12 protein-coding genes are annotated in these 9965 nt (G+C 64.7%); 7 read left to right on the forward strand and 5 right to left on the reverse strand.

All coding sequences use genetic code 11. The annotated features are described in order from the left end of the window. The first annotated feature begins 153 nt into the window (after window positions 1-153). Window positions 154-1011 carry a metal-dependent hydrolase gene (locus AC4D2R_RS16665; RefSeq protein ID WP_490941220.1) on the forward strand — a complete coding sequence of 286 codons (858 nt, stop codon included), beginning with the start codon at window positions 154-156 and terminating at the stop codon, window positions 1009-1011. Between the two features lie 10 nt (window positions 1012-1021). Here AC4D2R_RS16665 and AC4D2R_RS16670 read toward each other — a convergent pair whose 3' ends face one another. The 3 genes from AC4D2R_RS16670 to AC4D2R_RS16680 form a co-directional block, all read right to left on the reverse strand. Further along, the gene (locus AC4D2R_RS16670) at window positions 1022-1348 is read right to left on the reverse strand and encodes a GYD domain-containing protein (protein WP_490941221.1); all 327 of its coding nucleotides are present in this window, start codon (window positions 1346-1348) and stop codon (window positions 1022-1024) included. A gap of 137 nt (window positions 1349-1485) precedes the next feature. Beyond that, window positions 1486-2466 (reverse strand): arsenic resistance protein, encoded by a 981-nt coding sequence (locus tag AC4D2R_RS16675; RefSeq protein WP_490941222.1) that lies wholly within the window; start codon window positions 2464-2466, stop codon window positions 1486-1488. A 105-nt stretch (window positions 2467-2571) separates the two neighbouring features. Next, window positions 2572-4452 (reverse strand): glycerophosphoryl diester phosphodiesterase membrane domain-containing protein, encoded by a 1881-nt coding sequence (locus AC4D2R_RS16680; RefSeq protein ID WP_490941223.1) that lies wholly within the window; start codon window positions 4450-4452, stop codon window positions 2572-2574. Between the two features lie 254 nt (window positions 4453-4706). Between AC4D2R_RS16680 and AC4D2R_RS16685 the strand changes: the two genes are divergently transcribed. Further along, window positions 4707-5225, forward strand: coding sequence for a TetR/AcrR family transcriptional regulator (locus tag AC4D2R_RS16685; RefSeq protein ID WP_490941224.1), 519 nt, complete (start codon window positions 4707-4709; stop codon window positions 5223-5225). Then, complete coding sequence (locus AC4D2R_RS16690; protein ID WP_490941225.1) at window positions 5222-5884, forward strand: GAP family protein; 663 nt, start codon at window positions 5222-5224, stop codon at window positions 5882-5884. The genes AC4D2R_RS16685 and AC4D2R_RS16690 overlap by 4 nt, the downstream gene beginning before the upstream one ends. Before the next feature lie 37 nt (window positions 5885-5921). Here the strand turns inward: AC4D2R_RS16690 and AC4D2R_RS16695 are convergent, their stop codons facing one another. Next, the gene (locus AC4D2R_RS16695; protein WP_490903447.1) at window positions 5922-6425 is read right to left on the reverse strand and encodes a MarR family winged helix-turn-helix transcriptional regulator; all 504 of its coding nucleotides are present in this window, start codon (window positions 6423-6425) and stop codon (window positions 5922-5924) included. Window positions 6426-6553: 128 nt separating this feature from the next. Here AC4D2R_RS16695 and AC4D2R_RS16700 point away from each other — a divergent pair, with 128 nt between their 5' ends. The 3 genes from AC4D2R_RS16700 (at window position 6554) to AC4D2R_RS16710 (ending at window position 8687) form a co-directional block, all read left to right on the forward strand. After that, window positions 6554-7042, forward strand: a complete 489-nt coding sequence (locus tag AC4D2R_RS16700; RefSeq protein WP_490941226.1) for a nuclear transport factor 2 family protein — start codon at window positions 6554-6556, stop codon at window positions 7040-7042. Window positions 7043-7122: 80 nt separating this feature from the next. After that, complete coding sequence (locus AC4D2R_RS16705; protein WP_490941227.1) at window positions 7123-8085, forward strand: NADP-dependent oxidoreductase; 963 nt, start codon at window positions 7123-7125, stop codon at window positions 8083-8085. A gap of 74 nt (window positions 8086-8159) precedes the next feature. Beyond that, the gene (locus tag AC4D2R_RS16710; RefSeq protein ID WP_490941228.1) at window positions 8160-8687 is read left to right on the forward strand and encodes a YbhB/YbcL family Raf kinase inhibitor-like protein; all 528 of its coding nucleotides are present in this window, start codon (window positions 8160-8162) and stop codon (window positions 8685-8687) included. A gap of 53 nt (window positions 8688-8740) precedes the next feature. Here AC4D2R_RS16710 and AC4D2R_RS16715 read toward each other — a convergent pair whose 3' ends face one another. After that, window positions 8741-9571, reverse strand: coding sequence for an alpha/beta fold hydrolase (locus tag AC4D2R_RS16715; protein ID WP_490941229.1), 831 nt, complete (start codon window positions 9569-9571; stop codon window positions 8741-8743). A gap of 271 nt (window positions 9572-9842) precedes the next feature. Here AC4D2R_RS16715 and AC4D2R_RS16720 point away from each other — a divergent pair. Beyond that, window positions 9843-9965, forward strand: a 123-nt coding sequence (locus tag AC4D2R_RS16720) for an SDR family NAD(P)-dependent oxidoreductase (protein ID WP_490941235.1), incomplete at its 3' end; no start/stop codon positions are given.

Genomic DNA, 9965 nt, shown 5'->3' on the forward strand with positions numbered 1-9965 from the left:
GGTGGAGGGCTTCCGGCCGACACCACGCGTCACCTGAGGGTCCGGAACGAAGGCCCGAGGCAAAATGACGGTGGCAGCGTGAAGGATGGTGAGGCCCTTGTGCCAGCGCACCCTGGGCCGCACGAACATTCTCCAGAGGAAGGACCGCCCGCCATGATGGGAGCCCACCACGCCGCCTGCGGCGCAGCTGCCTGGGTTGCTGCCACCACCCAGATCGAGGTGGGCCTTGGACCGTTGAGCGGGGCAATCGCGATCCTGCCCGAGTCCTTCAGCATCGGATTCGGCCTGCTCGACGTCAGCCCGCTCGGCGTCATCACCGGCGCACTTGTCGCAGCCGGGGCAGCACTCCTCCCCGATGCCGACCACCACAACGCCACCATCGCCAATTCACTGCCCCCGCTGTCGAACCTTGTGTGCACCGGCATCGGCAAGATCTCCGGCGGACACCGCCGGGGAACACATTCCCTGATCGGCGTCGTCGCTTTCGTGGCCGTCGCCTTCATCGCCGGGCTCTGGACGGCGGAGACCGAATCCTTCGGGACCGTCTACCCGGGAGCGGGCCTGCTGACGGTCCTCCTCGTCTCCTTCGCCGCCAAGGCGTTGAAGATCATCCCCGACAACCTGCGCAAGTCGCCGTGGGCCGTGGGGCTGGCCGCCGGAGCGTTCATCACCGCCTTCGCGCCCGAGGAACAATTCTGGTTTCCGATTGCGGTTGGCCTCGGCGTCGTTGTCCACATTGTCGGCGACATGATGACCACCGGCGGCTGCAACCTCCTCTACCCGCTCAGGCTGCGCCCACCCCGGGCAGTGGCATCGCTTCCGGTGGTGAGCTGGATGTGGAGGAGAAACGGGCACTTCTCGGTGCCCGTGCTGGGAAACGCAGGATCAGTCCGTGAGTGGTGTCTTCTCGTGCCGGTCTCTCTCTACGCCCTCGCCGGCGTCGGCGTGTCCGTGACCCGCGTCGACGGTGTGGCGCTCCAGGCGCTGGCGGGGGCGGGTGGACTCGGCTGACCGGGCCTCGTCAGGTGCCGGGCGCGCGGTAATTGACCTCCCCCGCCATCCGGAGGGCCTCAATCGTTCCGTCGACGGTCATCAGCACCGTCGTTTCGAACGAGCTGAGTGCGCCTCCCCCGCTGATTGCCATCGCCACGGCTGCCATTGACACGTTGTCGGGGGCCTCCCAGAGGTTGTAACCATCGTGGTCTCCGAAGGCGTACCAAAAGCCGTGTAGCCTTCCTCCGACCGATTCAATGTACGCCTGGGCGGCTTTCCCGCGGTCCTCCGGGTTGCTCATCAGCCTGGCCCAGGTCTCGGGGGTGTAGCTGAACTTCGAGAGATAGAGCGGCATTGTTCATCCCTTCCTTCGCTGCCAGCGGTGCGGATTTCCCAAGGATGGCAGCCCGAGGTTGGGCCAGCAACGGGCTCCCTCCCCGCTGGGACACTCTTGACCGGTGATCCGAAGTGCCACTTCGTGCACGCCGGGCCTCAGCCGCGCAGCACCCTGGGGTCCGCTCCGGTGATGCGCGGAATGAACCGGACGTAGCAGACCATGCCGATGAGCTCCACGAGGGTCTGCGTTACGACGACGAGGGGAACCAGGCTCAGCGCCTCCGGCAACGCCAGCGCCAGTGGGAGCACCACCAATGAATTGCGGGTGGCACCGCTGAAGATCACGGCCGTTGTACTGGGCGGATCCAGTTTGGCGAGCCGTGCCGCGGCTCTTCCGACAGGCGCCATCACCACCAGATACGCGACGTAAACCGGAACAACGGCCAGCAGGGACCGAAGTTCATTCCCAACACCGCCGATCTGCGAGCCGATGACGACGGCGAGGGTCAGCATCATGAGCGGCACCATCGAAGCCTGCATCACCGCCATGAGCTGGCGGCCACCGGCTGCCCGCCGCGACCACCACTGGGTAGCAGCAGCGAGCAGGAGCGGGATGATGATCAGGACCACAAGTGCCTCAATGAAGGGCCGGGGGCTGATCGCCAGAACGAGGTCCGGCCCGATGAAGAGCAGCAGATATACGGGCAGCAACAGCATCTGCGCCAGCATGAGCAGCGGCGCGGCGGCGAGGAGCCGCTCACCGGAGCCGCCTGCCAACCCAGAGAACACGATGACGTAGTCAATGCACGGTGTCAGCAGCACCAGCATTACCCCGATGAGAAGCGCCTGATCACCCGCAACGAAGCGGGACAGGGCAAAGACGACGCCCGGGACGAGCAGGAAGTTCAACACGAGCACCGTCACCATGAACCGGAAGTCGCGCACGGCCTTCCCGATCGCCGCGAACGGAATTCCGAGGAATGTGGCGAACAACAACAGTCCTAGAACAGGATTGATCACCAGTTCGAGGGGGCCGGCCGCAGACGGAACCGCCCGTCCGAAAATCCCTCCCACGCCGATGGCCAGCAGGTAGAGGCCGAGCTGGCGGCGCTCCATCATCCCTACCAACCGAGTCATGCGCACGCATCCAGCCTAGGGGGAACCAGTGCGGGCCTCCGCCGGACGCATGCACGTGCCGGAGGGCTTACCCAACTCGCCGGCCCGCCCAAGCGGACGGGGTGCCTAGAAAAGCGTGAACCTGTCGAGGGAATCGCGCAGCCGTGGAGCCGACCCGCGTTCGTCATCGATACTCTTCCGCTGGCTTTTCACGAGGTCCGGCCGGTCAGTGATGATGCCGTCCACCGGCACCCGCAGGAAGGATCGAATGGCTTCGGGATCGTTCACGGTCCATACCCAAAGCTCCTTGCCGCTGCCCCTGGCGAGGGCAGCGAGTTCCTCGGTGAAGAATGACTGCTCGACCACCAGAAAGTCGCCGGGCTCCTCGTCCAGCGCTCCCACGTTGGCCCCAACGGTATAACCAACGCGGAGTTCGGGGCGTTTCTGCTTCAGTTCATTCACCACCTTGCTGCTCATCGAGTGGTAGATATGGTTGCCGGTGGCTCCGATCGAGTCGAGTTCGGCCAGCAGCCTCTCCACCACCATGGGGGACTCGTGCCCGTGCAGCTTCAGTTCGATCAGGAGCGTCACTCCAAGCTCCTCCGCGCGCAGGACGTAATCGATGAGGGAAACCATTGAGTCGGTGAAACCCCCGACGCTCACCGTCATTGACTCGGCCTCATCCAGGGTGAGCTCATAGGTGTTGACGTTCCGGCCGGAGACCAGCCACAGGTTTACGTCGTGGCTAAGGATGAACCGCCCGTCTCTTGTTTCCTGGGCGTCTATCTCGACATAGTCCGGACGGACCGCCGTGGCCGCCGTGGCCGCCGTGAGGGCGCTTAGCGTGTTCTCCACTCCACCGCCCGTAAACCCTCGGTGGGCAACGATGTCGGTGGAGCCCGGGTCGGTCGGGGCGCTGCCCTGCGCGGGGAGGACCGACACCGACTGCACGGCCGCCGCACCGACAACGAAAAGTGAGACCAGGGCGAGCGCGAACCTCCGTCGGTTTGGCCTCTGTGCCGGATCCTCCCCGTCGATCGATGGATCCGGCGGACCAGGGTCGCCGCCGACGTTGTAGGCGGCGGTGAGCGAGTGAAGAACCACGACGAGCGCGAAGTCCAGAATGACGATGGCGCCCACAGTCGCAATGCCGTACCCCGCTGCTGCCACGGCTGCGGCGAACGGTAAATCCAGACGGTCCGCGAGCGCGGTGGCGAGCACCACCGCCTCGGTCAGTGCCGTAGAGAGCGCTGTCGCGGCGGCGGCGATAACGCCGATGGCAGCGGCAAGACGCCACGACTGGCCGCGGGTTGCTGCGAGGCTGCCGGCCGCCGCCCGGCCCGGCGACTTTCCTTCAATGACAAGGAGCGGAAAGGTAAATATCAGGCGGAGGTTCACATAGAGCAGCGCCGCGACGATCGATCCGTACAGTGCCGCACTCACTGGTGCTTTGAGCATCTCGCCGCTGATGAACAGCGGCACGGCGATGCCACGGGTGACCGTTGAAAACAGCCCGAATCCGCCAAGCGGCATGATCAGCAGGACGTAGATGATGAGCAGGGGCGATTGGTAGTGAGCGATCGCCCGGATTGCCCTGGCCACGTCGCCGGCGACGGGCCGTGGGAGCAGGGACCGCCCGGCCTGCTGACGGTGGACGAGGACGAGCAGGGTCACCAGTTGCAGGCTCACCACGGCAAGTGCGACGGCGGTCAACAGGAGCATCAATGACAGCGCCACGGGGTTCGCCAGGACTGCACCGAGATTCTGGTCGGTGATCCGGGGAAGCCCAGCCGCCGCAAGGGCGAGGCGGAACAGAACCGACAATGCCGGGAGTGCCAGGAGAATGGTCCCCCCGTTGAGAACCAAGGATGCGAGCAGGAGTGGAACAAATCCTTTCCGCGTTTCGACAAGGGCCTTCTGGAGGCAGGCGCCCAGGGGCAACGAGGCGCGCCGAACCCGGATTTCGGGCGCACCGGAGGTGTGGGCGATCCGCTTGGCCATATACATGGTCAATCCCCGTCAGCGTCCACAGGTGTGCCTCTGCCCATGACCTACTCATCCCCCATTGCCTTGATCACCGACCGTGACGGCCCGGACGGGCTGTTGTCCTGCACCGGTCTCCAACTATGGGTTCATCCTGCCCCATTGGTCGCACTGACGAGGTTCTCTGGGCCACATTTTTCTGCGCGGCATGGCGTCGGCGGCGCGATTCGGCTGAAACGGTACCGACCGACTAGTCGGTTTGGTGGTAGGATCCCAGCATGTCAACTCGCTCGAAGATCCTGGCGGCGGCCCGCGAACTAACTGCCCGGGACGGCCAGATACCGTCTCTCGACCAGGTGGCCGAGGCCGCCGGCGTTTCAAAAGGCGGGTTGATGCACCACTTCCGCTCGCGTGCTGCGTTGGTGGAAGGCCTGGCCGTTGACGCGCTTGAGGAAGTGAACCGGGCAATGGAGGCAGCGGCGGCGGAAGGGGAAGCCGTGAAAACCTGGTTGCGCCTGTCGACCCCGAGCAGTCAGGAGGCGGATGTGTACCGAGCAATGCTGACGGCTTTCAGCGCAGTGGCTCCGGGAGCGGATACGGTGCTCCGGCGTGCCGGGGAGGCGACGGCTCATTGGCAGGAACTTATTGCTGTCGAACTGGGCAGCCCGATGAAGGCGCTTATCGTCCGTCTGATCGGTGACGGACTGGTACTGAATTCCGTCGCGGGAACGCCGGTACAGGATGTTGGGGCCTTGATAGACCTCCTGAGCCGACCGGACTGGAAAGACAACCCTTGAATCCGGCACTGCTGGGAGGAATCGGCGGACTGGCGGCGCTCGATTCCCTCAACCCAGCCACGATTGTAGCGATAACGCTGATTCTTTTGACGGTCCGCCAGCGGCCAGTCTTGTCGGCCCTGGCCTTCGCAGCTGGCGCGATGCTCACCGTTTTCCTTCTGGGGGCCGTCATTTTCACCAGTGCCGCCACCGCCGCCGATGCGCTGGCTGATGGTCTTGGCTGGCTGCGCCGCATCGTATTTCTCGTCGCCGCGGTCGCGATATTTGTTGCCGCCATCCGCCGTCTGCGCGCCAGGGAGCGCAAAGCCATCGCACTCCCCCGTTGGTTCACGGCCGGGACGTCGCTCCCCCTCGGAGTTGTGATGACCGGAGCGGACTTGCCGAATGCCTTCCCCTACTTCATCGCGATCGAGCGCATGGTCGCAGCTGACACAGCCCTCGGAACCGGGCTCTTGATCCTCGCAGGGTATTCATTCATCTACTGCCTGCCCTGCCTGCTTCTGCTCCTGCTCGGCGTCATGCATGGCGAAAACGTCCGTCGGCGGCTGAGCCGGATTTATGACAAGCTCTCGACCGGCACGATGCCGCGTTCGATACCCTTGGCCCTCTTTTACTTCGCCCTCGCGTCGGCCGTGGCAGCCTTCGCCATCTGGCCGTAGGCCGCCGAGAAGGCGTATTCCCGGCTGGACCGGTGCGTCATAGGGGTACGGGCTGGCTCTCCGGTGGGGATTGCATCGCCGCAGTGGGTCGGGTCAGCAGCTGAAGGGCGGTACGGACCGTTGTCAGTTCGTCGTCTGTCAGCGAACCCAGAACCTCAGCCAGCCACTCGCGGCTCTCGCAGAGGTTCTTTGACATCTCGAAGCCCGCGTCCGTTGCACCGATCAGTTTGATGCGGGCATCGCGGGGATCCGCGAACCGGCGCACCAATCCCAGTTCGAGAAGCTTGTCGGCCTTGGCTGTGATGTTGGACGGATCGCAGCCGAACTGCTCGGCGATCTCCCGCATGGAGGACGGCTTCAGGGCGGCGAATCCAAGGACCCGCGCCTGGGCCAGTGTCAGGCCGGCGCGCTCGGCGGCGCGCTCGAAATCGAGGAGAAACTGGCCCACAAACTCCAGCATGGCGAATCGCACTTCCGGGAACTGGCCCCGGGCCATGTCTCCACTCAAGGTCTCCGCCGTAAACGGCCGCTGGGTAGTCATTGAGCAAGTATACATGAGACCTTCAATCGATTACCTGAGAACATCAGGTAAATACATGATAGTCTCGACCATCTTGGAGAAGGGGCTTACGTCCTTCCTCCGCCTTCCAACGACTAAAAGGACCCAGCGTGAGCGCAGAACGGCAAGTACAAGAAGTCATGGCCCGCTACACCCGCTCGACCGACCGCCGCGACGGCGCCGGGCAGGGGGCGCTGTTCACCGACGACGCCGTCATTGAGATCTTCGAGAAGACACCATCCAATACCTACTCACCTGTAGGCCCGCCAATGGTGGGAGGCTCGGCCGTCGCCTATGCCGTTGGGCACTTCATGGCGCCCCTTGCGCCCGGCGAGTCCAGCCACCATCTGCCCGTCGACCACATCATTGAAGTCTCCGGGGATGAAGCGCACTTCAATGCGCAGTTCGTTGTCTTCAAGGTTCAGGGAGCGGTCCGGCCCCGGGACGGGTGGCCCGCCGGAGTGCTGGGCGCCCAAGGTACAGTCACGCCAATCGAGGCCGGTTACTACGACACGGACCTGCGCCGGATTGACGGTGAATGGAAAATCATCCATCACCGGGTCCTGCTCGACCTGCCGATGGCCCTGCCCGGGGCGTAGCGCACCAACGGCCCTCCGCGCCTGTGCCCCCGTGCAGGCCACGCCGCACCGAACGGAAATCTGAGGAAAGAATGAAACGAATGGTGTACAGGTCCTTCGGCGGACCCGAAGTGCTCACCCTCGAAGAGGCACCACCACCAAGGATGGCCCAGGATTCGGTGCTCGTCCGGGTCAGGGGCGCAGGCGTGAACCCCGCCGACGTCGCCATACAGCATGGAGCGATGAAGGACTCAATGGACACCTTCTTTCCGGTTACGCCGGGCTGGGACTTCTCCGGAATCGTCGAAGCGGCAGGACCGGGGGCAACGGAATTTGTGCCTGGAGATGAAGTGCTTGGATATACGCGCCAGCCCATCCTCCATCAGGGAACCTACGCCGAAATGCTCGCGACACCGGTTGGAACACTCATCCGCAAACCCGCGTGCCTGACCTGGGCCGAGGCGGCAGCACTGCCGCTGGGCGGGCTGACCGCATACCAGTCCATTGTCCACACACTGGGCGTCACGCCGTCCGACACCGTGCTCGTCCATGGAGCCAGCGGCGGCGTGGGGTCCCTGGCCAGCCAGATCGCGATCGCCCGGGGTGCGCGCGTCATCGGCACGGCGTCGCAGGGGAATCACGCCTACCTCGCCTCGATCGGCGTGGAGGCCGTTCCCTACGGGCCGCGCGCAGTTCAGGCGATAAGGAACCTTGCACCGGCTGGAGTCGACGCCGTCTTCGACGCAGCCGGGCACGGCTCGCTCGGCATGACCGCCGCCGTCGGCTCGGAAAAGGTGCGCGTGGCGACCATTGCAGACAGCGCCCCTGACGCGACGACCGTCTACGCCCGCTTCGTCCTCCAGGACCTGCTGGACCTGACCGCATTGGCCGAGGACGGCAGGCTCCTGCCGCGTGTGGGGGCAACCTTCCCCCTTGATCAGGCCGCACAGGCGCAGCGCCTCGTCGCCGATGGTTCCGCCCGCGGCCGGGTTGTCCTGCTCCCGTCCCCGATCCCATCACCAGGGGATTCCGCCGGGGCTGCGGATGGGGCTCGAGCCGCCTAAATTATGATCACCACAGCCACCGCCGCCCCTGCCCGACAAGCCATTAACCACCCACACCCAACAAGGAGACAGAAATGACACGCGATCCCTACGCCGAATTGCCCGCAGTGCCCGACTTCGAGGTGACCAGCGACGACGTCGCACACCTCCAGCCACTCGCCCTGCCCCAGGCATCGGGCGTTTTCGGCGCCGGCGGGGAGGACGTTTCTCCGCAGCTGTCCTGGCGGGGATTCCCCGAAGGAACCAAAAGCTTCGCCGTCACCGTCTACGACCCCGACGCACCGACGGCCAGCGGGTTCTGGCACTGGGGCGTTTTCAACATCCCCACCGATGTCACTTCCCTGCCCAAAGGCGCAGGAACCCAGGATGGCGCGGCGCTGCCGCAGGGTGCGGTCCAGATGAGGAACGATGCCGGGTTCAACGGGTATGTTGGCGCTGCACCTCCCGCCGGCCACGGCCCCCACGAATACCACATCGTGGTTCACGCCATCGATGTTGAGAAGCTCGAGCTGCCCCCGGAGGCCGGCATCGCCCTGCTCGGCTTCACCCTGTTCGGCCACACGCTTGGACGCGCACGCATAATCGGAACCTTCGAACAGTGACCTGCCCTGAGGTGGGAGGACGCCTCCCACCTCAGGCAGCGTGCACGCCGCCGTCAGCCGACGGTGTTGAGGAAGTCAAGCAGGTCCTGGTTCAGCCGATCCTTGTGCGTGTCCGCCAGACCGTGCGGCGCCCCCTCGTACACCTTGAAAACCGCTCCGTCGATCATGGCCGACGACGCCTTCCCGCCGACCTCGAACGGAACGATCTGATCCTCATCACCATGAATGACGAGGGTCGGCACGTCGAACTTCTTGAGGTCTTCCCTGAAGTCCGTTGCGGAGAACGCGGCAATGCTCTCATAGGCATTCCGGTGTCCCGAGGCAAGGCCCTGGTTCAGGAAGGACGTCTGCACACCCTCGCTGGCCGCCCCGGGAACCCTGTTGTTGCCAAAGAACGGCCCGGCGGCCAGATCCTTGTAGAGCTGTGCCCTGTCGGCGAGCGAGCTCTCCCGCAGCCCGTCGAATGTCTCGATGGGAACACCACCGGGGTTGTCATCCGTCTTGAGCATGAGGGGCGGAACCGCGGAGATGAGCACGGCCTGGGCGAGACGGGATGTGCCGTGCCTGCCAATGTACCGCGTGATCTCCCCTCCCCCGGTCGAGAAGCCCATCAGGGTGACGTTCGTCAGGTCCAGGGAGTCCATCAATGCGGCGAGGTCGTCGGCGTAGGTGTCCATTTCGTTGCCGCCCCATGTCTGGGTCGACTTTCCGTGGCCGCGCCGATCGTGGGCGATCGCCCGGTAGCCGTTGCTGGCAAGGAACAGCTGCTGGGACTCCCAGCTATCAGAGTTCAGCGGCCAGCCGTGGGCCATGACGACCGGCCTGCCCGTCCCCCAGTCCTTGTAGAAGATTTCGGTCCCGTCTTTGCTGGTGACAAAGCTCATCATTGCGCCTTTCATCGTTGCCCACAGGTGGTTCCCGGTATCCGGTTCAGCCGGCCAAGCTCGATCACTCCGGCACGCCCGGTGAGGCAATGGTGGCAAAGAAGCCACTGCCTCGACACAAGGCGGACTGAATCGGCACAAATGTGACGTGCCCCCGGATGCGGCTCCTCCCAGGAATGGAAGCGACGGAATGCCGCAGAAGCGGGGAATATTTGGAAGCCCCTGGTTCTTGTCTAAGTCGTACAAAATATTCTTCAACGCAAGGAACTCCATGTCCGAGAACACCAGCCTCTCCGGCAAGACCGCCCTCGTCACCGGCGGCTCCCGCGGCATCGGAGCCGGCATCGCCCGCTCCCTGGCCGCCCGGGGCGCCACCGTCGCCCTGACCTACTGG

Source organism: Arthrobacter sp. TJ-217, from assembly GCF_058269255.1.

Bases quoted from the DNA above. Each gene is read 5' to 3' on its own strand.
- AC4D2R_RS16665 (WP_490941220.1), top strand. From the start codon at position 154: ATGATGGGAGCCCACCACGCCGCCTGCGGCGCAGCTGCCTGGGTTGCT.
- AC4D2R_RS16670 (WP_490941221.1), bottom strand. From the start codon at position 1,348: ATGCCGCTCTATCTCTCGAAGTTCAGCTACACCCCCGAGACCTGGGCC.
- AC4D2R_RS16675 (WP_490941222.1), bottom strand. From the start codon at position 2,466: ATGACTCGGTTGGTAGGGATGATGGAGCGCCGCCAGCTCGGCCTCTAC.
- AC4D2R_RS16680 (WP_490941223.1), bottom strand. From the start codon at position 4,452: ATGTATATGGCCAAGCGGATCGCCCACACCTCCGGTGCGCCCGAAATC.
- AC4D2R_RS16685 (WP_490941224.1), top strand. From the start codon at position 4,707: ATGTCAACTCGCTCGAAGATCCTGGCGGCGGCCCGCGAACTAACTGCC.
- AC4D2R_RS16695 (WP_490903447.1), bottom strand. From the start codon at position 6,425: ATGACTACCCAGCGGCCGTTTACGGCGGAGACCTTGAGTGGAGACATG.
- AC4D2R_RS16705 (WP_490941227.1), top strand. From the start codon at position 7,123: ATGGTGTACAGGTCCTTCGGCGGACCCGAAGTGCTCACCCTCGAAGAG.
- AC4D2R_RS16710 (WP_490941228.1), top strand. From the start codon at position 8,160: ATGACACGCGATCCCTACGCCGAATTGCCCGCAGTGCCCGACTTCGAG.
- AC4D2R_RS16715 (WP_490941229.1), bottom strand. From the start codon at position 9,571: ATGAGCTTTGTCACCAGCAAAGACGGGACCGAAATCTTCTACAAGGAC.